We start from the raw sequence: 23872 nt of genomic DNA, 5'->3' as shown, positions 1-23872 counted from the left end.
TTGACACACGCCGGATCCATCCCGTATAGTTCGCTTCCTGCATGATTTCGTGTTGGTTCGGGGCCCTTCCGAAGGGCCTTCAAGTTCGACCGGCGCAGCAGCTGTTTGACGGGCTGATGACCACAAGATAAAATGCAGAGCTTGGTTTGATCAGCAAGCAACGCGGGAATAGCTCAGTTGGTAGAGCGCAACCTTGCCAAGGTTGAGGTCGCGAGTTCGAGACTCGTTTCCCGCTCCAGATTCAAAAAAGGCCCAAACTTCGGTTTGGGCCTTTTTGCGTTTGAAGCATTCTTTCACCCGGTCTCAAAAGAATCTGCCGGGCCGCACAATACAGATCAAAGCCGGCCGACCCACCACCTATCCAATCTGCGCATAATTCCGCTCACCATCCAAAAAACCATGTACATAACGAGAGGCTGGTTCGACACACAATAATGTTGGAGTCGCCCATTGCTCCAAACGACCATCTCGCATCACTCCAATCTGGTCCGCCATGGCAAATGCCTCGTCCTGATTGTGCGTCACCACGATGGCCGTACGGTTCGTCGCCCTGATGATATCGCGCACCTCACCGGCAAGGTGCGCACGCGTGTTCACATCCAGGTTTGAAAACGGTTCGTCCAGCAAGAGCAATTCAGGTGATGGCGCCAATGCTCTAGCCAATGCCACACGTTGCTGCTGGCCGCCTGAAAGCTCGTGTGGATAGCGGCTACCCATATCTGCAAGGCGCACAATCTCCAGCATCTCTTGAATGCGATTCATGCGATCCCGGCGGGAAACCCCGCGGACACCAAATCCGATGTTTTCGCCAATCGTCATGTGTGGAAACAACGCATAGTCCTGAAACATCATTCCAATATGCCGATCTTCAGGCGCGACGTGCCTGGTCGGCGATGACAAGACCCTGTCGCCAAGCAAAAAAACGCCGCTGGTTACCGGCTCAAATCCGGCAATTGCCCTGAGAATGGTCGACTTCCCACAACCCGACGGGCCCAGCAAGCACCCGACGTTTCCTCGTTCGAGCGACAGGGAAAAATCATGAATCACCGCCACCGGCCCGCTGGGCGTATCGTAAGCAACCCCGACGCAGGACAGATTCAGGAATGCACGCTCGCTGGCGAGCTGCCCCGATGGACCAGAAGATTGAATTGAACTCATTGCTTTCGATGTCCGTAGGAGAGGTCGGTCCGAGCAAGGAGGACCACGGGCAACAGTCCAGCGAGCACAATGGCAACAGCCGCCACCGCACCTTCCTCGTAGCTTCCGCGGGAAGCTTCCGCGTACAGCCAAGTGGCCAGCGTGTCGAAATCGAGCGGACGCAATAACAGCGTAGCCGGCAATTCCTTCATGGCCTCGACGAAAATCAGCAGCGCGCTGGCCACCAGCGCGGGGCGTAGCAACGGCAGGTGAATTCGCCGCAAGACATGCGCCGGGCGTGCCCCCAAAGTCCTGGCGGCGTATTCTATGGAGACCGGGACCCGCGTCAGACCAGCCTCCACCGCACCGATCGGAATGGCGAGAAATCGGATGGCATAAGCACTGACCAACAGCCCGACCGATCCCATGAGAAACAGGCTCCGGCCTCCCATCAACTCGCCCAGCGCCTTTTCAATCAACATCACTGGCGTGAACAACCCGATGGCCAACACCGTGCCCGGCACTGCATAGCCCAGACTCGCAACGCGCGCTATTGATCGCACCGGCTGGCGCCAGGCGGCCTCGCGAAGCGTGCGGGTTGCCCAGGCGACCATCAGACCTGCGGCCAGCGTGACCACCGTCGCCAGTAAAGCAAGTAATACAGTGTTGGAAAGACTGCGAGTCAACGCGTTGGACACGCCTTGCCCGCCATTCAATCGCTGCACTGCTTCGATTGACAGATAAGCGACTGGACAAGCAAAGCCGACGAGAATAGGCAACAGGCCGAGCATAAGGGCAATCGCTGCGGGCAGACCGCGCAGTACCCGAGGGCGCATCGGTTGCATGCGTTGGGTATTGGCAAAGCGCTGGCGCGCACGGCCTTTGCGCTCCATGAGAAGGAGCCCGACAATGACAACCAGCATGGTGAGCGCAATCTGCGCTGCCGCGCCCAGATCCGATCTCGTGGTCCACGACGTATAGACTGAGACCGTCAAGGTTTGCACACCTAGAAACTCGGAAGCGCCAATATCGTTTAGCGCCTCCAGCAGGGCCAAGCTCAATCCGATGGCCCAGGCTGGTCTGGCGAGCGGAAGAACGACACGCCAGAAAACCTCAGGTTTGTGTGCGCCCAGTATTCGGGCGGCTTCCAGCAAATTGGCCGATTGCGTCAAAAACATTGACCGCATCGTGAGATACACATACGGATAGAGCACGAAGCCCAGCACGAAAACGGCTCCGGTCATATTGCGTATATCCGGCAGCCTGAATTCGCGCGGGCTGGCATATCCCAGCCAACCGCGCAGCGTGGATTGCACTGGCCCAATCGGGTGCAGCGCGTCCAGATAGGCATAGGCCATGATATAGGTTGGCACGGCCAGCGGAAGCAACAAAGCCCAGCTGAGTATGGTGCGGCCCCGAAAGTCATAGGCCGTCACCAGCCAGGCACTTCCGGCACCCAGCAAGCTGACCAGCAGACCGACCCCTGCTAGCAAAGCCATCGTATTACGCAGGGCGGCCGGCATCGTGCCGGCCAGATACCGCCAATGGCTCAGATCGCTACCCAGGGCATGCCATCCCAACGCCAGGAGGGGGGCCATGACGGCCAGACCAACAAGAAAGGCTCCGGATGGAGCCCATAGGCCACGGACCGCCCGAGAATAGCGAAGATTGGGGGGTTTCAAGACGTCAGTTGTCGAAGCCGACTTTGTCTACCAACTCGCTCGCCTGCTTGCGATACTTGGCGACTTCAGCCACATCCAGCGAGTCAGCCTTCAAGGGCCCCAGCGCGGCCATCACCGGATCCACTTTGACGCCAGCGCGCACTGGGTACTCGTAGTTCGCATTGGCGTAGATCGCCTGGGCTTCGGGCGACACGAGGTACTCCAGAAAGCGCACCGCATTGTCGCGGTTGGGCGAACTCCTGGCAAGCGAAGCGCCGCTTATATTGACATGGGTACCACCGCCAGCACTGCTCGCGAAGGACGGACGAACAACCTTGATTGCGTCGCCCCAGGCACGGCCCTCCGAGCCGGGCTTATCATTTTTCATCCGGCCGACATAATAAGCATTGGCGATGCCGATGTCGCAGATACCGCCAAGGATGTCCCGGGCAACGTTACGATCGCCGCCAGCGGCTTTGCGAGCGAGATTCCGCTTCACGCCTTCGAGCCAGGTCTGTGTGGCTTGAGCCCCGTCGTGAGCAATTTTTGCCGCGATCAACGCCGTGTTGTACGGGTGCTGCCCGGAGCGTATGCAGACTTTGCCCTTCCATTTCGGATCAGCCAGTTCCTCGTAGGTAAACGTCGTAATCGGCAGGTCCTTGTCCGCATACAGCACACGATCCCGCAGGGAAAGCGCGAACCATCGGCCATCCTTGCCTCTCAGGTTGGCCGGTATGGCTTCTTCCAAGGCTTGCGAGCGGACCGGCTGGGTCACACCGGCATCAACCAGATCCAGCAGGTTCCCGATATCGACGGTCATCAACACATCGGCGGGAGATCGCTCCCCTTCTGAGCGAACCCGTTCCAGCAAACCATCCTTGACGAAGACTGATCGGATTTGTATCCCACTGTCTTTGGTGAAAGCGTCCAGTAGAGGCTGGATCAAGGCCGGTTCTCGCGTGGTGTAGAGATTAACCTCCTGAGCCGCCAGAGCCGCCGGCGGCGAAAAGACGGATGTCAGGACGACGGCAGCGATTTGGAGAGAAAAAGACTTCATCGGTATGTCCTTAAACGAATAAATGGAATGTGACCAGGTTTCTTAGTACATCTCTATTGCTTTCCGTTACGTCCAGCAACCAGAGGGCAATGCCGAATGGTGATTTCCTTGAGCCACTCACCCTGAACACCTCGAGTCTCCCCGAGTTTCCTGGATGGTCTGGCACCCGCTTTTTGAATTGAATAGAAATCGTTCTCACTTAGAATATCTGTTAACTATTGTGCTGTCAATCCGAAGTGAGAGCGTCCAATGCGGATGCTGGTACTCCAACCCATTTCCTGGCTCGACGGCATCACTGCCTTCCCAATCAACCCCGGCTGTTTCTGCACTCCGCCCAGTGACACGGTGAACATCGTGGGTTCCATGCAACGGAAGCCAGAATTTCATTGTATTCAACAATGTTAATAATTATCATTCTCGAGCTTTGTCTCATTCCATGACCACGCGAGGATGGGTACCCACGTTTTCGTTCCGCCTCGCGCCTGGATCCGAGGGACCAAATACTTTGACAGTCGAAGAGGGCACGGATGAATAACAAACAGAAGGCGAAGTTGCATCGACCAATCGCAGAGGCAGCCGTATTTCTAGGTGCCCTGGGCTGCTGCGGCACCGGATACGCCGCCGAGCAGGCGACAGTCGGTGAAGCGGCAGCACCCGCATCGATCTGGGAACGCGATACGCTCACGGGGGACTGGGGCGGGTTGCGTGCGGCGCTGAAAGACACCGGCACCGACATCACGCTCGGCTATGTCGGGGAAGGTTTCGACGTAATCTCCGGTGGACTCAGGCGACGCAGCAGTTACGAAGGTCGGTTCGAGTTCTCCGTCGATAGCGATCTGGACAAGGCCATCGGCTGGCCAGGCGCAAAAGCACACGTGACGATCTTCAACATCCATCACGGGGGCAGCAACGTGGCCGAAAACACGGGCAGCCTCGCCGATCCGAGCAACATCGACGGGCTGCCCACCACGCGCCTCTTCACGGCGTGGCTGGAGCAGAGCCTCTGGAACGACCACTTCTCGATCCGAGCCGGCCAGCTCGCCGCCGATGACGAATTCTTCACTAGCCCCACCGCTGGGGGCCTCATCAACGGCACCTTCGGCTGGGCCGGCCTGATGTCAGCGGATATGACCAACGGCGGTCCGGCATATCCCGTCGCTACCCCCGGAATCCGCCTCAAATTCCGGCCTACCGACAGGTTGACCGCCCTCGCCGCTGCATTCAATGGCGATCCTGCTGGTCGCCATTGCGATGATGACCCTCAGAGGTGCAATCGGCACGGCACGAAATTCCCACTGGGCGGCGGCACGCTCTGGATGGGCGAATTGCAGTATGGCGTGGATCAATCCGAGGGCGCCGAGGGCCTGCCAGGCCTCTACAAGCTTGGCGCTTGGTATTCCGATCATGGTTTTGCCGACCAGCGCTACGGTTTGACCGAAAGTGGAGCCAGCGTCCCAGTGTCAGACCCCGCCCTGGACAGTCCGCTCAACCACAGGGGCGACTGGGGCCTCTATGGCGTGGTGGACCAGACGATCTGGAAGAGCGACGCGCGCAGCCTGAGCGTATTTCTGCGCGGTGGCTTCTCGCCATCGAACCGGAACCTGGTCTCGTACTACGCAGATGGCGGCTTTGGGTTGAAGGGCCTGTTCGCCAGCCGCCCTGACGACCGGCTGACCCTCGGAGTCGCCTATGCAAAGATCAGCCAGGATGCGGCGGCAGCAGACCGGGATGCTGTGCTGTTCAACGACGCATCATACGTGGCACGCAGCAGCGAAATCGTGTACGAACTCAACTACACGGCACAGATCACGCCCTGGTGGACGCTGCAGCCCGATCTGCAATACATCGTCCGGCCCAATGGCGGACAGAACCCCGGCGATCCCACCCGCAGCATGAACCACGCATTCATTGTGGGGTTGCGCACGACGATTGCGTTTTGAACCACGGGCCGCCTGCACGAAGCGGCCATCGTCAGTTACCCTTTCTCTGGGTATCCTCAGGCTCGCGCCCGCCGATGGCGGGCGCCGTGCCCACTCCGCCACTCGAACAGCGTAATCGACAAGCCGCTACCCACAATGACGGCAATACCCAGCCAGCTCGCCAGGTCCGGCATGTCGTCCCAGATCAGCCAACCCAGAATGGCGGCGCTCATGATTTCCGAGTAAAAAAACGGTGAGAGCAACGACGCCGAGGCATTGCGGTACGCCTGAATCTGCAACACATGCCCCAACGCTCCCCAGAACCCGGTCGAAATCAACACCACCCACTGCCCCACCGACAAACCCGATACCAAATCCGGCACCGAAGGCAGAAGAGGAATCAAAATGACCGATATCGTGACGCTACCCACCAGGCCGCTCCAGATCAGCGTGCTGAACGCGTTGTCCTTGTAGACCAGACGATTGACGGTGTACTGGCCCGCCATGAGGCAGGCCGTCAACAGCCCAAAGAGCGTGCCGATCGGACTTAGACCCGAACCCGGCCGCACCACGATGAGCACCCCTACGAACCCAGTGATGGTCGCTACCCAGCGTGAGATCTTGGGGGGCTCCTTCAGGATCCAGGGAGCCACCGCCAATACCAGAAGCGGAGCCAGAAAACCGATGGCCGTGGTCTGCGCCTGGGGCAGGTAGCTGAGCGCAGTAAAACCGGCCAAGGTGGCTGACAGCATGAATCCGCCGCGCAGAATCTGGTAGCGCGGGTGAGCGCTTCGCAGAATCTGTGTCCCTTTGGCTGGCACGACGATGACCAGGCTCAGGATCAAATGCACCACATACCGAAACCAGACGACCAACAACAGCAAGGTGCCCGATTCCAGCAGCCACTTGGCGCTGGAATCCAGCCCCGACAGCGCGAAGCACGACAGCACCAGCTGCGCAATGCCGACGAAGGCCCCGCTACCGGCGGGAAGAGGACCGATTTTCAATTGACCTGATGCTCCGCTGCCAGTCGAACCGGTTGAGTCAGAAGGTGCCTGGGTAGGCAGCACCGCCAATGAGCAGGTTCAAACCGGAGATGAAACCAGCATGATCGCTACAAAGGAACGCACAGGTCCTTCCAAACTCGTCAGGTTGGCCAAAACGTCCGGCAAGAACACGTTCCAGCCAGTCACGCCGCACGGCGTCCACGCTGCGCCCCGTAGAATTCGACTGTGTGGCAATCACAGACGTCAGCCGGTCCGTCTCAAAAGACCCCGGAAGCAAGTTGTTGATGGTGACGTTGACACCATCCTCAGCGAGCGCCAAGGCACAGGCGCGGCCCAACCCCCTACTGGCACCGCATACGATTGCATTCCGGTTGCGGATGTTCAAGTCCATAGGTTCTGATCCCAAATCGGCAGGGCACTACGGCCCAGCCTGGTTCACGACCGCATGGACCGCAAGGCTTCGGCCCAGCGCAGCAATTCGTCAAGCATCGTCTTCGCCGAGGCATCGATCAGTTCGTTCGAGCCGAAAGCGCCGCTATCGTCGATATGACTGGCGACCATGGGAACCATCACACCCTCCACCATGGGCATCATTTTGAGGGTGGTGACGTGCAGCCTCTCCATCTGCACGGCACGCAGGCCGCCCGATACGCCACCGTAGCTCACGAAACCGCAAGGCTTATAGTTCCATTCCCGGTATACGAAGTCCAGCGCATTTACCAGAGATGGCGGGGGGCTGTAGTTGTACTCCGGGGTCACGAACACGTAGGCATCCGCAGCGGCAACACTCTTGCTCCAGCGCTTCGTGTGCTCGTGCTGATACTGCTGCATGCGCGGATGCGCTGGCTCGTCATAGACGGGCAGGTTGAAATCGGCCAGATCGACCAGTGCGGTGTCAAACCCGCCGTGCTGGCGGGCAAACTCGTCAAACCACTGAGCGACGGACGGTCCGACGCGACCGGGTCGGGTGCTGCAGATGATGATGTGTAGCTTGAGTGACATGTGGACTCCATTTGCCTGGCCGCAATCATTCACGGCAGCCGTGTAGATTAGGACAACATACCTCGAAACGGAAGGGGGAGAACAAAACCGGGATATGAAAGCCTGAATTGGCGACACCAGAGGCCGGAAGCCGTCGACACAGCCTATAATCCACACCTGCGTTCCCCATGGGTTCCCTCACCCCATCCACTAAAAAGGCACATATGAACTCCCCTTCTCTTCCGCCATCGCGGGCCTCGGCATATCTGGCCCTGCTGGTCGCATTCCACATCGTCATCGTCATCGCCAGCAATTATCTGGTGCAGCTGCCCATCGATCTGTTCGGGTTCCACAGCACCTGGGGTGCTTTCAGCTTTCCCTTCATTTTCCTGGCAACGGACCTGACCGTGCGCCTGATCGGCAAGATCCAGGCGCGCCGAGTGATCATGCGAGCCATGATCCCGGCGCTGATCGCCTCCTACTTTGTCTCTGTGCTGTTTCATAGCGGCAGTTTCAACGGGATCGGCGCACTGGGCGAATTCAACAGTTTCGTGTTCCGCATCGCCTTCGCCAGCTTTGCGGCTTACGTCCTGGGTCAACTGATGGACGTGCATGTTTTCGACCGCATGCGCCGCGGCGACATGCAGTGGTGGGTGGCACCGGCCGCTTCGTCCGTCGTCGGCCAGGCGCTGGATACAGCCGCCTTCTTCAGCATCGCCTTCTGGCACAGCAGCAACCCCTTCATGGCTACGCACTGGGGAGAAATCGCAGTCGTGGACTATGCCATCAAGCTGTCCGTCAGCCTGCTGCTGTTCGTGCCGATGTACGGCATCGCCCTGAACGCCATCATTCGGTTCATCAAGCCACGTGATGCCATGCCGGCTGCAATATGACGGCCTCCCGGCAATCCCGGCGCAGCGCCCTGGTCCTGTTCTCAGGCGGACAGGACTCCACCACCTGCCTGGCCTGGGCGCTGGCACGCTACAGCCACGTTGAAACCATCGGCTTCAATTACGGCCAGCGCCACCGCGTGGAACTGGACTGCCGCGCTACGCTCCGCAACCGCATGGCTGAGCTGCGGCTCGATTGGAAACCACGTCTGAGCGAAGATCACCTGCTGGACGTCGACGTATTGCGGCAACTCGGCACCTCGGCCATGACCGACGATATCGCGATCACCCTGCAGGCCGACGGGCTGCCCAACACTTTCGTGCCGGGCCGCAACCTGCTGTTCTTCACCCTGGCCGCTGCGCTGGCATACCGGCGCGGGTTGGACGTGATGGTGGGCGGCATGTCGCAGACAGACTATTCGGGCTACCCCGACTGCCGCGACAACACGCTCAAGGCGCTGCAAGTGGCGCTGAGCCTGGGCGTAGACCGTCCCCTGACGCTGGAGACCCCGCTGATGTGGCTGGACAAAGCCGACACCTGGGAACTGGCGCAGCAACTGGGCGGCGCCACGCTGGTGGAACTGGTGCGCGTGGAAACCCACACCTGCTACCTGAACCGTCGAGACACCCTGCACGACTGGGGATACGGCTGCGGTGAATGCCCGGCCTGCAAGCTGCGCGCGCGAGGCTATCAGGAGTGGACGGCGCGACGATAGCGGACCGACAACGGCTAACGGTGTGCCGCATGCAGCACGATCTGGGTAATTTCCGACGGCCGGCCCAGACGGATGGCCAGGCCATTCCACAAGCCGGTGCCGTTGCTGACATACAGCGTCATATGGCCGACTCGGTACAGGCCCGACACGAACCCATTGTTCGCCCGCTTCACCAACAAATCGGGACCACGAATCTGCCCGCCATGGGTATGACCGGATAGCTGCAGGATGACCCCGGCCTGTGCATTCTGGGGAGCAGCGCCGGGCCGATGGTCCAGCAGAATGATGGACATGCCCGCCGGGATCCCATCCAGTGCAGCCTGAAGGTTGGGTGGCGGCAGGCCGAAGGATCTGGCCTGGCGATCCGTCACCCCGGCGACGGCCAAAGACGCACCACCATGGTGAATGATCACATGCTGATTCTCCAGCATGTGCAGGCCCAGAGCCCGATAGGCAATCATCCAGTCACGGTAATCGGAATAGTATTCGTGGTTGCCGGGGATCGCGAGGACACCATCTGTGGCGTGCAGGTCCTTCAGCGGAAGCACATCATCCGCCCGCTGTTGCGGCGTGCCATCGGCCAAGTCGCCCGTGAGGACGATCAGATCGGGCTTCAGCGCATCGCTTCGTGCCACCACCGCCTCCAGCCAATGTTCCGGCAACAGCCGGCTGGTGTGCAGGTCCGTCAACTGCACGATGCGATAGTTCTCGAAGGCAGAGGGTAAGCCGTCCAGCACCAAATTGACCGTCTTCACCGCCGGTACGCGGATGGCCTGCCAGACACCCACCGCAGCCAGCAGCAGCGCCAGGATCCCGACGAAGTTCCGCAACGTTTCGCCGGATAGAATCGCGCGGCCGGGCCCTCGCGCGACCAGGAACACCAGAACACCCGCTACGTCACGGACCAGCCCCAGCAGAAAAAGCAGCAGGACGACACCAAAGGCCCACGCCAGGGCAACCAGGATCCACTGCGGCAGCTCGGGCGAGGCCAGCGTGCCAAAATAACGGCTGGTCACCCAGTGATACTCTGCCGCGAGCAGCAGCACCAGACTCAGCAGCAGCCGGAACCCAAACCCGACGGACATTGGCCAGACGAAGCGCCACAACACATACAACCAGATGATGCCCGTCACCAACGACAAGGTACTTCCCATGGGTCCCTTTACGAAATGAAAATCAGTCGCGGTCCATCTTAGCCTTTTCCCACGCCATACGCCGGTCACCCCATGGCGGTACTGGAAAGTATCGTATAATGGCCGACTTGGCTGCGAATGGCTATTCCCAGCCCTATCGGCGCAATGGCAGAGTGGTCATGCAGCGGACTGCAAATCCGTGTACCCCGGTTCGATTCCGAGTTGCGCCTCCAGTGCTCATGCGGGTTGCGAGACACATAGAAATCTTTCACGCGTCGCAAAACTGGACTTGCTTCGCAAAACGATGAATCGGGCCCGCCTCAACGCGGGCTTTTTTGTGTCCGACGCCCGGATGACGACCAGCAGTTCCGAGGCGACAATGGCATGCTGCTGAGCGCGCAAGTCTGTCGCCTCGCGCCGGAGGAACGTCGCCCGCCGGGTTGGCCGACGCATCGAGCAAATCAAATCACTGGAGGTCATCGAATGACCATCAATACCAGACACCTGCGCGAGTTGATCCACCGCGCACGACCCCTGCCGTTGGTTCTGGCCACCCGCAATAGCTGGTGCCAAATCGTGGCTGCCGACCACACGCTGGTATGCACCCCGTGCATTCAGCCGGACGGCCACCCCGATCTGCTGTTTGCTGGCGGTGCTGAAGGGCCGAATGCCATGCTGATGATCGAGGCCGTCAATGCGCTGCCCGAGCTGTTGGACGCTCTCGCCGAAGCATCGGCCCGTGCGTTCCAGGCTGACATGGTCGCGGAAGCAGCAGTCGAAGACAACAAGCGACTGCGGGCCGCGCTCGCTGGCATGATCGGGTATTCGGAGCAAAGCTGCGGCGTGGCTGATGATCCGGACTTCCCGGAGTATCAGGCCGCGCTGCGTGCGATGGAGGCCAAAAGTGCATGACTTACCCACAAAGACTGTGGATAACCTCGTGGAGAACCGTATGACAGATTCGCGACAGCACGAAGCCGTGCGGGCCCGACGTGGGGAGATCAAGGAATGAGCATGACCGACTCTTCACGTAACGGACACGGCGGGAACGGGGTATCCCGGCTTCAGTCTGGCTTTGTTGCGGCAGGATACCCCGATTCGATTCCGAGTTGAGCCTCCAGTGTTCAGCCGCCCCCCACCGTAGTACGGGCCATCTCGTAATGGGCATCCCAATCGCCGCGGTTCGACCGACCGGGGCGCCAGGTGCGTGTATACAGGTCCCAGGCTCCCTCCACATCACCGGCCGCCGGCAGAGGGCGCGGATCCGTCCACAGCAACAGCCTTCCCAGGGCTACCGCCAGGATGTCATCCTTGTCCAGCATGTCGTAGACCTGGATGGGTACCGCCACGACATGACGCGCAGCGCATACCTCGGCGGCATAACCCCGGCTCACTTGGTGCGTGAGTACGCCTCGGACACCCACCTCTTCGAACTGCAACAGGCCTCGGGCCGGTCCCCCGATCTGGCGCCGGTGCGCAAGGCCGGATTCTTGCAGCCCAATGGTGAGGAGTACGATGCGCGCCTCCGTTGACCGCATCTTTGCCGGCAGCAGGTCCAATGCCGGAGCCATGATTTCATCTGTGAAGTCGCGAGGCGTGATAGGTAATTTCAGTTGCATCCGTGGATTCCCTGTTTGAGCTTATGGTGCATGCTCGACGCCAGGATCAAGGGGTCGCCTTGCTCAGTACGGTCGTCGCCAATGCGTCCATACAGGGTGACCCAATGGCAAGCGATAGGGATGACAAGTTGCGACTCGACGTAAACAGGTGCATTCGCCGGTGGAGCCTACAAGTCCCCGCTCACCACCAGCCCCCGGCTGCGCGCCAGGTGCCGAATCAGCAACTGCGATGGCAATGGCAACACCTGGAAGCGGCGTGCCACGATGTTCAGGGGACGCTTGCTCCATGACTCCTTCAACGCGACCATCCGTAGCGGCATGATCCCCAGATAAGGCGCAACGCTGGGCGACGGCAGGATTCCGATCCCCAGTCCGGCCGCGATCATATTCCGCATCCCCTCGAAATCTGTCACCTCCATGCGCACCCGCAGAGTACGCCCCAGTTGTTCGGCGGCGGAAGCGCACAGTTTGTGAATCGACGTGCCATATGTGAGGCTGATGATGTCCTCATCCATGATCTCCTCGAACCGCACTCCCCGGCGCCGCGCAAGCCGGTGGTCCGGCCGCAGCACCAGAACAAGCTGGTCGACCCCGTACGTCAGTACGTCGAGATCCAGGGCGGGGTCGGGGGCAGACGAACAGATTCCAATGTCCGTCAACCCCGACACCACCGCCTGCACGACCTGATCGCTGGTCTTCTCGACCAGGTCGAGGCGGATCTGGGGATTCTCCTGGAGGAAGGAATAGAGATCCCTGGGCAGATACTGGACCATGGCCGTCAGATTGACATGGATGCGCACATGGCCCCGAACTCCGTTGGCGTACTCCGAGAGTTCATCCGAAATGCGGCGCAAGTGTTCGTCCAGCCGCTTGGCGTGGTGATACAGTGCCTCGCCCGCAGGTGTGGGCCGCACACCCCTGCTGTGCCGATAAAGCAGCGCAGTCCCAGCACGCTCTTCCAGCACCGAGATCCGCTTGCTCGCGGCCGAGGCCACGATGTGGTTGCGACGCGCCGCCGCAAAGATGCTGCGTTCCTCCACTGCGGCAAGAAACACTTGCAGGGACTCAAAATCGAACGGGACTGGATCCCAACCCTTCTGATTCATTCGTGCGCCTCCTCCGGATGGATGCCGCCTCCAGGCATCGATTTTCGCGATGGCTGGCGTGATGATCCATCAATATTCAAACCCAGCCCGGTTACGTAATATTTGTTTTCGTCGCGAGGACGACCGGCCAAACCCAGCCCCGACGCGAGCCTGCGCCCGCATCCATGCCGCCACAGAGCACGCGCCTGGTATCGGACAATACACCAATGGCCCAAGGGGAAACTCGCCCAGGTGGCTTCGACGCAACACACAAACGACATTCACCGAGGAGACAATAATGATAGAGGAATCGGCCATCGCGACGCCTTCGGCGCGCTGGCATGACGGCCTGACGAAGAAGCACTGGCAGGTTCTGCGCGCGGGCTTCCTGGGCTGGATATTCGATGGCTATGAGGCCATGGCCATCATCGTCGTGCTGGGTCCGATGATGCATTCGCTCCTGACACCGGCGCAAGCGACCTCGTTCAGCATCTATGCAGGCAGCGTGATCGGCATCACATTGCTCGGCTGGGGGCTGGGCGGAATCGTGGGCGGCGTACTGGCCGACTACATCGGGCGCAAGCGCATGATGATGTGGTCTATTTTCCTGTATGCGCTGTTTTCGGGCCTTACCGCCTTCGCGAACGGGGTCGTAGTGCTGTGCGCGCTGCGGTTCCTCACCGGCCTGGCGATGGGTAGTGAATGGGGTACCGGCGTGGCGCTGGTGTCGGAAACATGGCCTGACCGGGCGCGCGCCAAGGGACTGGGCTTTCTGCACTCCGGCTTTGGCTGGGGCACACTGGTGGCCGCCATCGTCTGGTACGTCCTGTCTTCCACCCATCCGCTGGGTCAGGAAACCTGGCGTCTGGTCTTTGCCGTCGGCGCCCTTCCAGCACTTGGGGTCCTTTATCTTCGGCGCGGTCTGGACGAATCCGAGAAATGGCAGAAGGCTGTGCGGGAAAAGCGCTGGCACGCCACGAGCAACGAGTCGCAACGCCCTGCTACGCAGCAATCTGCCTCCACCAGCAACGACAAGCGCCCGTTCACCCTGAAGCTGCTCTTCACGGAACCCGAGGCACTGCGGCGCACCGTCCTGGCCATGATCCTCTCGGCCGTCACCACAGTGGGCTGGTGGGCCATTTCCAGCTGGCTGCTGACCTACACCGTGACGCTGGGCAAGGCGGAAGGGGTGGCGGACCCTGCCGCGTGGGGCTCCCGGGTGTCGATCACCTACACCATCGGCGCCATCGTGGCCTACATGCTGTCGGGCTTCATCATCGACGTCCTGGGACGCAGGCTCTTCATGTGCCTGACCTTCCTGGGGTCGCTGCTGGTCACCATCGCGACCTACAAGCTGACGAGCACAGTTGAAGGAATGGCCATCCTGGCACCCATCAACGGCTTCTTCACCCTGGGCTGCGCCTTCGCATGGATGGCAATCTACCCCGTGGAACTGTTCACTCCCACAGTCCGGACGTCGGCCATCAGCATGATCTTCAACGGCGCGCGGCTGATCGCCTGGGTATTCCCCATCATCGCGGGCACTCTGATCAAATCGTTCGGTGGCATTCCGAACACCGCAGTGACCATGGGCTCCGTCTACTTGCTGGGTGTCGTGCTGCCCTGGTTCCTGCCGGAAACGACCGGAAAGAAGCTGCCGGAATAAATCCACGACCATGCAAGCCTTCACCACGCACAGGGGGGTGGTCGCCCCCCTGGATCGCGAAAACGTCGACACCGATCTCATCATCCCGAAGCAGTTCATGAAATCCATCCGCCGCTCGGGGTTCGGTGCGAATCTGTTCGATGAGCTGCGCTACCTGGACCACGGTGAGCCCGGCATGGATAACAGCAAACGGCCCATCAACCCGGACTTCATGCTGAACCAGGCCCGCTACCGGCCCGCCTCAATCCTTCTGGGACGGAGAAACTTCGGCTGTGGCTCCAGCCGCGAACACGCGCCTTGGGCCCTGCAGCAGTATGGATTCAGGGTGCTGATCACCCAGTCCTATGCGGACATTTTCGCCAACAATTGCGTCAAGAACGGGCTGCTGCCCATCACGCTGCCTGAGCCCGTCATCGACAAGCTCTTCCACGTGGTGACCAACACGCCCGGATATTCATTGACAGTGGACCTCGCCCAGCAGACCGTGTTGGCGCCGGGCGGCGAAACCTGGAGGTTCGAGATCGACGGCTACGGCCGCGAGGCCCTGCTCCAGGGGCTGGACGAAATCGGCCAGACCCTGACGCACGCCGACGAGATCCGCGCCTTCGAAGCCCGGCACTTCGCGAACCACCCCTGGCTGCTCAAGTCACACTGAGTTCACAGGTGCCGCAGCACGTTCGTCCGCTGCGCTATCGACGCCGCGCCCGGTTCACGCGGGCAGCGCCGCGATGGCTTGCGCTACCGACGCCGTCAAACGTTTGGCGTAGGGCACATGCAGGAATTCGTTGGGACCATGCGCATTGGACTGTGGACCAAGCACTCCGCACACCATGAACTGTGATTTCGGGAAACCCTGAAGCAGCAGGTTCATGAGCGGAATCGTGCCGCCCTGCCCAATGTAGCCGCAAGGTGCGCCGTAGAACTGCTGCGAGGCCGTCTCCAGCGCGCCCGCCAGCCACGGGGCCGACTGCGGGGCATTCCAGCCACTGGCAATCCCCGGGTCCTGCCTGAAAGAGACCTTGGCGTGATAGGGAGCATCCTGCTCCAGCAAAGACTTGAGCTCACCGGCGGCGGCCGCGCCATCGACCAGCGGCGGCAAGCGCAGGGACAGTTTGAAAGCCGTGCGCGGGCGCAGCACGTTACCAGCGCTCGCCAGCGGCGGCAGGCCCTCTGCCCCTGTGACGGAGAGGGCCGGGCGCCAGGTCCGGTTCAGCATGGCCTGCTCGGGGTCCGCCACCATCGGCAGCACGAACCCGCCGTCGGCCCCGCACGCCCAGGGAAACCGCCGCCAGACCTCATCACCCAGGATGCGCGCCGCCGCACGAACCTGTTCCGCGCGATCCGCCGGGATCTGGCAGTGGAAGCTCTGCGGCAGTACACGGCCAGTCTTGCTGTCCTCCAGGCGGTCTAGAATCTGGCGCAGGATCCGGAAGCTCGATGGCACGACCCCGCTGGAATCCCCGGAATGCACACCTTCGTCCAACACCTGCACCTCCAGCGTCCCCGTCACCAGACCGCGCAGCGACGTCGTCATCCAGAGCTGGTCGTAGTTTCCGGCCCCCGAATCCAGACACACGACCAGAGCCACCCGGCCCATGCGCTCGCGCAGCGAATCTACATAGGGCAACAGGTCATAGCTGCCCGATTCCTCGCAGGTCTCGATCAGGCCGATGCACCGCGGACGAGAAATGCCCAGCCGGTCCAGCGCCATGATGGTGGTCAGCGACGCATAGACGGCATAACCATCGTCAGCGCCGCCGCGACCATAGAGCTTGCCATCGACATACTTGGGCGTCCAGGGGCCAAAGCCGGTGCGCCAGCCAGAGAACTCGGGCTGCTTGTCCAGGTGGCCGTACATCAGGACGGCATCGCCATTGTCCGCACGAGTGGCCGGTGCTTCAAAGTAGATCACCGGCGTGCGCCCGGGCAGACGCAGGATCTCGACCGTCAGGTTGCGCACCGACTGGGATTCCAGCCAGCGGACCGCGTTGCGCACCACCTGGTCGATATACCCATGAGCCACCCAGTCGGCATCGAAAGCAGGACTCTTGGCCGGGATGGCAATGTATTCAGTGAGTGCGGGAACGATCTCACGGTCCCATTTGTCGTCCACGAAAGCCTGCAGGGCGTCTGCGTCCGGGTGTCCCGCGCGCCCTTCTTTCCCGGTCATGTCCATGCTTCCCCCGCTTGAAATCCTTCCCTGGCATTCTACGCTGCCATCTCCGTGCAACCGTCGGTAGAATCTCTGCATATGGATGAACAGGTTCTCGCTGCAATGGTTCGCTGGCCCAACGTTCCGGACGTTTATGGCTGGCTGTCACTGTCGTCGCGGGGAATCTGGCATCTGCATCCGGACGGGCGGGGCTGGGACGCCACCGACCCGCCAGGCACCCCCATCACCAACCCGCGGTTCATCGCATTCATCAACCGCAATTACGCGCCCGACGACGCCGGCGGATGGTACTTTCAAAACGGGCCACAGCGGGTCTACGTGCGGCTAGACACGGCGCCGTGGATTGTCCGTACCACTCGCGACGCACAAGGCGGGGTACAGCTTCTGACCCATGCCCAATCCGGCTACGGTCCCGTACGGCGATGGTTCACCGATGAGAACGGCAGACTGTATGCCCAGGCCCCACAGGGCGCCGGACTGATCGACGGCAGGGACATGCTGGACGTGGCCGACAACCTGCTGCCAAACGCCGACGATCCCCGGTATTGCGCATCCTGCGAGATCCCGCGGATCCTGAATTTCGCCCGCAAGCCAGTGCCCCGTTGACGACGGATCCCCCACCACCCGCCAAATCGCTAAAATTCCCGCATGACATCCACCACCCCCCTCTTCTACCACCCAGCGCCGCGCACGCAGCAGTTTTGCTCGCAATGCGGGCACCCCCTGTCGCGGGAAATTCCGCCGGACGACAACCGCATCCGGGACCTCTGCAAGCATTGCGGAGCTGTCCACTATCAAAACCCGCGCAACGTCGTCGGGGTAGTGCCAATCTGGAACGATCAGGTGTTGCTGTGCCGGCGAGCCATCGAACCGCGCTACGGCAAATGGACACTGCCGGCCGGCTTCATGGAGCTGGGTGAGACCACCGAACAGGGCGCCGCCCGAGAGAATCAGGAAGAGTCGGGTGCCCGCATCCGGGTCCAGTCGCTGTTCACGGTCGTCGATGTGCCCTCCGTCAACCAGGTCCATCTCTATTACTTGGCGGAAGTCCTGGGGCCACATCTGGACCCGGGCTCGGAGACGCTGGAAGCCGCTTTTTTCAAGCTGGATGCAATCCCCTGGCAGGAGTTGTCGTTCCGGTCCGTGAGCACGACGCTGGAACGCTACGTCCAGGACCGGGCGTCGGGCGTTTTCACCACCCATCACTACGCCATCGATCTGCGCTTCCCAGACTGACGCGCGGCCATGCCAATCGCCTGGGTCGAACCCGATACACCGCTGCCCAATCCGGCCGCTGCCGGTGCTGCCGACCTGATCGCCGCTGGCCGCGACCTATCGCCCGCCCGGCTGAACGAGGCCTATCACAAGGGTCTGTTCCCCTGGTTCAATCCGGGCGACCCGGTGCTGTGGTGGAGTCCGGATCCCCGTATGGTGCTGCCCTGCGATCACCTGCACGTCAGCCGTTCTCTGGCCAAGCGGGTCCGCCAGTTTGGACGCACCACGCAGCCGGCATCGCTGCGCGTGACCCTGAATCAGGCCTTTCCGGATGTGATGGCGCACTGCGCGCAGCGCGGGTCCGACAGGCTGGGTCTGGGTGCCGTGCACCGCAACCACCCGCCCCTGCCGGCTCCCGCAACCCTCGAGGGCACCTGGATCACGGGTGACATCATCCAGGCTTACGGTGACTGGCACCGTCAGGGTCGCGTCCACAGCGTGGAAACCTGGGTGGACGATCAGCTCGTAGGGGGCCTGTACGGCGTCAACCTGGGGCAATGCTTCTTCGGTGAATCCATGTTCAGCCTGGCGGCCGATGCGAGCAAGGTCGCGCTGACCTATCTGGTGGCCTACCTGAAACGCTGGGACATCCCATGGATAGACTGTCAGCAGGAGACTCCCCACCTGGCCAGCCTGGGAGCCCGTCCCGTCTCGCGCCACCAGTTCCTGTCCATGCTCGCGCAAGGCCTGGACGGCCCCATGCCGCCCTGGGGGGCGGGGCGTCTGATGCCTGATGGAACGCTGCTGCCATCCGGGTAGACCGTCCGGCAACCACACAGGCCGCTGGCATCCTCGCGACGCGGGTGTCACAATGAAGCGAGCCCACCGGATGGACTGCGGCCATGAGCAAACCTAGCGAATCGATCTTCCGCCACTTGCAGTTCTACACCACTGCGTCGTACCCCTGCAGCTATCTCCCAGGACGCATGGCCCGATCCGAGGTCGCGGCACCTGCGCATCTGGTCGATGAAGCAGCCTATTCGCGCCTGATCGAACGGGGCTTCCGCCGCAGCGGCCTATTCACCTACCGGCCGTCCTGCGGCGACTGTCAGGCCTGCATTCCCATCCGGGTCGATGCACAACGATTCCAGCGCGACCGCACACAGCGCAAGCTCTGGCATCACATGCAGCCCCGGCTGACCGCCCGATGCTCACCACTGCACTGGGACCCGGAGCATTTCCAGCTCTATCAGCGCTATCAGCACAAGCGCCACCCTGGCGCCGGCATGGACCAGGATGACCAAGAGCAATACACCCAGTTCCTGCTCACCAGCCGGGTCCGTTCCGAGATGGCAGAATTCCACGATACGGACGGGGTCCTGCGCATGGTCTCCATCATGGATCGCGTGGATACCGGAGTCTCGGCGGTCTACACTTTCTACGATCCGGACTTCCACGGCAGCCTGGGCACCTACGGTATTCTGTGGCAGCTCGACTACTGCCGCACGCTGGACCTGCCCTGGCTGTACCTCGGATACTGGATCGGCGAAAGCCGTAAAATGGCGTACAAATCGCGGTTCCGTCCGCACCAGATCCTGCGTGGGGGCGTCTGGATGGAGCCGGCATATCCACCAGGCAACGCGACGGCGAAGTCACCGGCCGCGTAGCGCCGCGCCTTCGTACTCCCGGGGGAGCGGGGACCCCAGGGAATCCATTCATGTCGCTTCTCTTCCAGGCCTACCCCGTGGTGCGCAGCGCGCTATTTTCCATGGATCCCGAACAGGCCCACGAGTGGACACTGAGCGCTCTCAAACGCTTGAACGATTGCGCCGCCACGCGCGCCCTCGCCCGCCATCGTCAACTGCTGCTGCCGCGCACCGTCATGGGCCTGCCGCTGCGCAACCCCGTCGGGCTGGCCGCCGGGCTGGACAAGAACGGCGCCTACATCGACGGCCTGGCCATGCTGGGGTTCGGGTTCATCGAGGTCGGCACGGTAACGCCGCTGGCACAGCCTGGAAATCCAGCCCCGCGCCTGTTCCGGCTGCCTCGCGCCCGATCCCTGATCAACCGCATGGGTTTCAACAATGCAGGGCTGGATACCTTCGTTGCCAACGTGCAGCGCAGCCACTGGCGCCAGGACGGGGGAATCCTCGGGCTGAATATCGGTAAGAATGCGGACACGCCGATAGACCGTGCCGTCGACGACTACCTGACCTGTCTGGATGCCGTCTACCCGCACGCCGACTACGTTACCGTGAACATCTCGTCGCCCAACACCCGCGACCTGCGCAGCCTGCAGCATCACGAGGCACTGGACGTGCTGCTTGATGCCTTGCGCGAACGGCGCGAGGCGCTGACCGACCAGCATGGCCGGCGCACACCATTGGTCGTCAAGATCGCCCCCGACCTGGACGACGCTGCGGTAGACGCCATCGCCGACATCGTTCCACGCCATGGAATCGACGGCATCATCGCCACCAACACGACGCTGTCGCGCGCGGCCGTGACTGGCCTGCCTCACGAAAGCGAACCAGGGGGGCTGTCGGGTCCGCCCGTCCACGAAATGTCGCTCAAAGTCATCCGCCGGCTGCGCAGCCGCCTGGGGACCACTACCGCCATCATCGGTGTGGGCGGAATCGAATCCGGACAACAGGCCTGCGAAAAGATCCAGGCGGGCGCCGACGCGGTGCAGATCTACACCGGGCTGATCTACCGTGGCCCGGAACTCGTGCGGGAATGCGTGCGGGCACTGGCATCGGCCTAAAGACCCTATAGGGAGCACGACTTTTCAAAGGCTATGGTCTGCAGGCTGGCGCCAAATCTGGAGATTACCAAACCCCTCTTTGCCAATCCTCGATTTTATTAGGGGAAAACCCTGTCACTCCCTGGAGAGGGCCAGCCGCTCAGGGTCTCCATTGCTTGTGTTCTGAAAAATTGGCGTTACACTTCCCCCAAGTTTCAGAGGGGCCGAGACAGGCCTCCCAAGGTAACGAGACTGGTTGTTCACATCGCATCAAGCTCTCTTCCTGTTCAGGGAGTAGCGCCGTCGATTGTGTTTTCCTGACGACATGCTCCCGCCCTTCCTAAGGAGGCAAGGTCATGTCGTATCTTTCTCACAAGCCCGGTCAGGACCACCCCACTTCCCGCCATTCCGCCAGCCGGCGACGTGTGCTCAAGGCCGGCGGGATGGCCGGCCTCGCCGCCATCGGCGCACCGCTTTTCCCGCTGAACGCCTTTGCGGCGGACAAGACGCTGAAGATCCTGCAATGGAGCCACTTCGTTCCGACCTACGACAAGTGGTTCGACGCCTTCGCCAAAGCCTGGGGCGACGCCAACGGCGTGAAGGTCACGGTAGATCACATCAATATTGCTGACCTGGTGACCACGACCACCTCGGAAATGTCTGCCAATTCAGGCCACGACATCATCGAGTTGGGACCAGAGGCCGCGCAGTTCACGCCAAACGTCGTGGACATGGCCGACGTGAACCAGGAAGCCGCCAAGAAATTCGGCGCCATCTTCGACGTCATCAAGCGGGTGTCCTACAACCCCACCATGAAACAGTGGTATGCATTCTGCCACGGCTGGACGATCGACTGCGGGGACTATCGCAAGAGCCTGTGGGAAAAGGCCGGAATGGCCAACGGTCCCGACACCTATCAACAACTGCTCGACGTGGGCGAAAAAATCCGCAAGGAACAAGGCGTCCAGGTCGGCATCGGCATGTCTCAGGAACTCGACTCGAACATGGTGGCACGCTCCATCCTGTGGTCCTGGGGCGCCTCGGTTCAAGACGCCGACGACAACGTCATTTTGAACGTCGGCAAGAATCGCGAACGCGCCATTGAGGCCGTGAAATACATGGCCGATCTGTATCACCGGACCATGACGCCGGCTGTCTTTGCCTGGAACGCAGCGTCAAACAATCAGGACCTGATTGCCGGGAAGGCCTCGTACATCGTGAACTCGATCTCGGCCTACCGCTCCGCACAGGCCACCAAGCCGGACATCGCGAAGGACGTCTTCTTCCTCGGGCCGCTGGCCGGGCCCTACGGCGACCGCTGGGCAAACGTACACGTGCTCTACAACTACATCATCCCGAAGTTCGCCAAGGCGCGCGAAGACCTTTCCAAGCAGTTCATCCTGCACCTGGCGGCCAACTACGACCAGGCCATGTACCACAGCAAGCTCTACAACACACCCAGCTACATCGGCACTCCCGTCCCATCCGGGGACCGCGGGTACCCTGCCGTGCCCGGAGCCAAGACGACAAAGGAACTGAACGACGCCTGGTTCACCAACGATCCGTTCAAGCTGCCGGGCGAGGCCGACGGCAAACTCAAGCCACTCATCCCGGCCGAGAAATGGACCACGAATCTGGGGCACCCGGGCTACTCGAACCCGGCCGTGGGCGAAGTCTTCAACACCTTCATCCTGCCCAACATGATGGCCAAGGCAGCACGTGGTGATCTCAAGCCCGAACAGGCCGTGGAAGAAGCAGCCAAACAAGCCGAGGCGATTTACGCCCAATGGCGCGGCCGCGGCATGATCGGCGGCAAGAAAGCCTGAACCACAGAAAAGGAGACCAAATGGCCAGCCTGAGCATCGAGCACCTATGCACCACTTACGACCACGGTCGGGTCAAAGCCGTCAATGACGTCAACATCGAGGTTCCCGACGGGGAGTTTCTGGTATTGCTGGGAGCCTCGGGCTCAGGCAAATCCACGCTGATGCGGACCATCGCGGGGCTGGAACGCCCCACGAGCGGGATCATCCGCATCGATGGCCGTGTAGCCAACGAAGAACCCCCACGCAGCCGTAACATCTCCATGGTGTTTCAGAGCTACGCGCTCTACCCGCACAAAACAGTTGGGCGCAACATTTCCTTTCCGCTTGAAGCCAGCAACATGCCGGCCGCACAGATCAAGGAAAAGGTCGAATGGGCCGCCAAGCTGTTCCACATCGAGGCCTACCTGAACCGTAAGCCCCGAGCGCTCTCGGGCGGTGAGCGTCAGCGTGTCGCCCTGGCCCGGGCGCTGGTGCGCACGCCCAGCCTGTTCCTGATGGATGAGCCGCTTTCCAACCTGGACGCAAAACTGCGCCATTCGGCGCGCCGTGAATTCAGGCGCCTGCACCAACAGACCGGCATCACCACGCTGTATGTCACCCACGACCAGGTCGAGGCGATGGGGTTGGGTCAACGCATCGCCGTCATGAATCACGGCGAGTTGCAGCAAATCGGAACACCCCACGAGATCTACCACGAACCGGCCAACACCTATGTGGCGCAATTCATGGGGTCGCCCCCGATGAACCTGATCCCGGAAGGAGACTGGCGGGTAGGATTCCACGCTGAGGACGCCTGGCTGCCGCCGGCTGGCGCGGATCTTACGGGGCAGCATCCGCTCGCCATCACCATCCAGCAGGTCGAAGCCCTGGGCGCGGATGCCCTCATTTACAGCACCCTGGACGCGACCAAAACTGATCTCATCCTGAAGATGCGGGAACGTCTGTCCCAGGGGCTGGCAGCCGGCCAGTCGGTTACCTTCTACGTGCCCAACGACAAGATCCGTCGCTTCGACCCGCGCAGCGGTCTGCGCGCAAAGGGTTGAG

23 protein-coding genes and 2 tRNA genes are annotated in these 23872 nt (G+C 61.4%); 15 read left to right on the top strand and 10 right to left on the bottom strand.

Going from position 1 to position 23872, the window contains the following annotated elements; all coding sequences use genetic code 11:
* Positions 1-162: 162 nt before the first annotated feature.
* A tRNA-Gly gene (locus EPN31_RS05955) sits at positions 163-238 on the top strand.
* A gap of 119 nt (positions 239-357) precedes the next feature.
* Here EPN31_RS05955 and EPN31_RS05950 read toward each other — a convergent pair.
* From EPN31_RS05950 to EPN31_RS05940, 3 genes are read right to left on the bottom strand one after another with little or no spacing between them, the layout of a single operon-like run.
* A complete protein-coding gene (locus tag EPN31_RS05950; protein WP_291770705.1) occupies positions 358-1158 on the bottom strand; it encodes an ABC transporter ATP-binding protein in 801 nt (266 codons plus the stop codon).
* Positions 1155-2819 carry an ABC transporter permease gene (locus tag EPN31_RS05945; protein ID WP_367188297.1) on the bottom strand — a complete coding sequence of 555 codons (1665 nt, stop codon included), beginning with the start codon at positions 2817-2819 and terminating at the stop codon, positions 1155-1157. Before EPN31_RS05945 ends, EPN31_RS05950 begins: the two co-directional genes overlap by 4 nt.
* A gap of 4 nt (positions 2820-2823) precedes the next feature.
* Positions 2824-3855, bottom strand: coding sequence for a Fe(3+) ABC transporter substrate-binding protein (locus tag EPN31_RS05940; protein WP_291770700.1), 1032 nt, complete (start codon positions 3853-3855; stop codon positions 2824-2826).
* 527 nt (positions 3856-4382) lie between these two features.
* On the opposite strand from EPN31_RS05940, the gene EPN31_RS05935 reads away from it, so the two are divergent.
* A complete protein-coding gene (locus EPN31_RS05935; RefSeq protein ID WP_291770699.1) occupies positions 4383-5795 on the top strand; it encodes a carbohydrate porin in 1413 nt (470 codons plus the stop codon).
* 56 nt (positions 5796-5851) lie between these two features.
* Here EPN31_RS05935 and EPN31_RS05930 read toward each other — a convergent pair whose 3' ends face one another.
* The 3 genes from EPN31_RS05930 to EPN31_RS05920 are packed head-to-tail and all read right to left on the bottom strand — an operon-like array spanning position 5852 to position 7783.
* Complete coding sequence (locus EPN31_RS05930) at positions 5852-6781, bottom strand: DMT family transporter (protein ID WP_291770698.1); 930 nt, start codon at positions 6779-6781, stop codon at positions 5852-5854.
* Between the two features lie 37 nt (positions 6782-6818).
* Entirely contained in the window at positions 6819-7172 is a 354-nt protein-coding gene (locus EPN31_RS05925) for an SDR family oxidoreductase (protein ID WP_291770697.1), read from the bottom strand.
* Between the two features lie 44 nt (positions 7173-7216).
* A complete protein-coding gene (locus EPN31_RS05920) occupies positions 7217-7783 on the bottom strand; it encodes an NADPH-dependent FMN reductase (protein ID WP_291770695.1) in 567 nt (188 codons plus the stop codon).
* A gap of 203 nt (positions 7784-7986) precedes the next feature.
* Here EPN31_RS05920 and EPN31_RS05915 point away from each other — a divergent pair, with 203 nt between their 5' ends.
* Both EPN31_RS05915 and queC read left to right on the top strand, forming a co-directional pair.
* Positions 7987-8655, top strand: a complete 669-nt coding sequence (locus tag EPN31_RS05915; RefSeq protein ID WP_291770693.1) for a 7-cyano-7-deazaguanine/7-aminomethyl-7-deazaguanine transporter — start codon at positions 7987-7989, stop codon at positions 8653-8655.
* Entirely contained in the window at positions 8652-9368 is a 717-nt protein-coding gene (gene queC, locus EPN31_RS05910; RefSeq protein ID WP_291770690.1) for a 7-cyano-7-deazaguanine synthase QueC, read from the top strand. The genes EPN31_RS05915 and queC overlap by 4 nt, the downstream gene beginning before the upstream one ends.
* A gap of 14 nt (positions 9369-9382) precedes the next feature.
* Here queC and EPN31_RS05905 read toward each other — a convergent pair whose 3' ends face one another.
* Positions 9383-10522 (bottom strand): metallophosphoesterase, encoded by a 1140-nt coding sequence (locus EPN31_RS05905; protein ID WP_291770688.1) that lies wholly within the window; start codon positions 10520-10522, stop codon positions 9383-9385.
* Positions 10523-10660: 138 nt separating this feature from the next.
* Between EPN31_RS05905 and EPN31_RS05900 the strand changes: the two genes are divergently transcribed.
* Both EPN31_RS05900 and EPN31_RS05895 read left to right on the top strand, forming a co-directional pair.
* Positions 10661-10734: transfer RNA gene (locus EPN31_RS05900), tRNA-Cys, on the top strand.
* Positions 10735-10984: 250 nt separating this feature from the next.
* On the top strand, positions 10985-11413 hold the full coding sequence (locus EPN31_RS05895) for a hypothetical protein (RefSeq protein ID WP_291770686.1): 429 nt from the start codon (positions 10985-10987) through the stop codon (positions 11411-11413).
* Between the two features lie 212 nt (positions 11414-11625).
* On the opposite strand, the gene EPN31_RS05890 is transcribed toward EPN31_RS05895, so the two are convergent.
* Together EPN31_RS05890 and EPN31_RS05885 are read right to left on the bottom strand one after the other, a co-directional pair.
* Positions 11626-12072, bottom strand: a complete 447-nt coding sequence (locus EPN31_RS05890; RefSeq protein ID WP_291770684.1) for a hypothetical protein — start codon at positions 12070-12072, stop codon at positions 11626-11628.
* A gap of 215 nt (positions 12073-12287) precedes the next feature.
* On the bottom strand, positions 12288-13226 hold the full coding sequence (locus EPN31_RS05885) for a LysR substrate-binding domain-containing protein (RefSeq protein ID WP_291770682.1): 939 nt from the start codon (positions 13224-13226) through the stop codon (positions 12288-12290).
* A gap of 277 nt (positions 13227-13503) precedes the next feature.
* Between EPN31_RS05885 and EPN31_RS05880 the strand changes: the two genes are divergently transcribed.
* Both EPN31_RS05880 and leuD read left to right on the top strand, forming a co-directional pair.
* On the top strand, positions 13504-14871 hold the full coding sequence (locus EPN31_RS05880) for an MFS transporter (RefSeq protein ID WP_291770679.1): 1368 nt from the start codon (positions 13504-13506) through the stop codon (positions 14869-14871).
* Between the two features lie 10 nt (positions 14872-14881).
* A complete protein-coding gene (gene leuD / locus EPN31_RS05875) occupies positions 14882-15526 on the top strand; it encodes a 3-isopropylmalate dehydratase small subunit (RefSeq protein WP_291770676.1) in 645 nt (214 codons plus the stop codon).
* Between the two features lie 54 nt (positions 15527-15580).
* On the opposite strand, the gene EPN31_RS05870 is transcribed toward leuD, so the two are convergent.
* The gene (locus tag EPN31_RS05870) at positions 15581-17041 is read right to left on the bottom strand and encodes a M20 family metallopeptidase (protein ID WP_291770675.1); all 1461 of its coding nucleotides are present in this window, start codon (positions 17039-17041) and stop codon (positions 15581-15583) included.
* An 81-nt stretch (positions 17042-17122) separates the two neighbouring features.
* Here EPN31_RS05870 and EPN31_RS05865 point away from each other — a divergent pair, with 81 nt between their 5' ends.
* From EPN31_RS05865 to EPN31_RS05835, 7 genes are all read left to right on the top strand, one after another.
* On the top strand, positions 17123-17650 hold the full coding sequence (locus tag EPN31_RS05865) for a DUF2946 family protein (protein ID WP_291770674.1): 528 nt from the start codon (positions 17123-17125) through the stop codon (positions 17648-17650).
* Between the two features lie 42 nt (positions 17651-17692).
* Positions 17693-18280 (top strand): NUDIX hydrolase, encoded by a 588-nt coding sequence (locus EPN31_RS05860; RefSeq protein ID WP_291770673.1) that lies wholly within the window; start codon positions 17693-17695, stop codon positions 18278-18280.
* A 9-nt stretch (positions 18281-18289) separates the two neighbouring features.
* The gene (gene aat, locus EPN31_RS05855; protein WP_291770672.1) at positions 18290-19078 is read left to right on the top strand and encodes a leucyl/phenylalanyl-tRNA--protein transferase; all 789 of its coding nucleotides are present in this window, start codon (positions 18290-18292) and stop codon (positions 19076-19078) included.
* 83 nt (positions 19079-19161) lie between these two features.
* Complete coding sequence (locus EPN31_RS05850; RefSeq protein ID WP_291770671.1) at positions 19162-19926, top strand: arginyltransferase; 765 nt, start codon at positions 19162-19164, stop codon at positions 19924-19926.
* A 50-nt stretch (positions 19927-19976) separates the two neighbouring features.
* Positions 19977-21023, top strand: a complete 1047-nt coding sequence (locus EPN31_RS05845; protein ID WP_291770669.1) for a quinone-dependent dihydroorotate dehydrogenase — start codon at positions 19977-19979, stop codon at positions 21021-21023.
* A gap of 335 nt (positions 21024-21358) precedes the next feature.
* Positions 21359-22828: an ABC transporter substrate-binding protein gene (locus tag EPN31_RS05840; protein ID WP_291770668.1), complete on the top strand. Its 1470-nt coding sequence runs from the start codon at positions 21359-21361 to the stop codon at positions 22826-22828.
* Between the two features lie 20 nt (positions 22829-22848).
* Entirely contained in the window at positions 22849-23871 is a 1023-nt protein-coding gene (locus EPN31_RS05835) for an ABC transporter ATP-binding protein (RefSeq protein ID WP_291770667.1), read from the top strand.
* Position 23872 lies beyond the last annotated feature (1 nt).

The sequence above is a fragment of the Castellaniella sp. genome (assembly GCF_004321985.1).
GTDB lineage: Bacteria > Pseudomonadota > Gammaproteobacteria > Burkholderiales > Burkholderiaceae_B > Castellaniella.
This window is presented reverse-complemented; position numbering and strand designations above follow the sequence as displayed.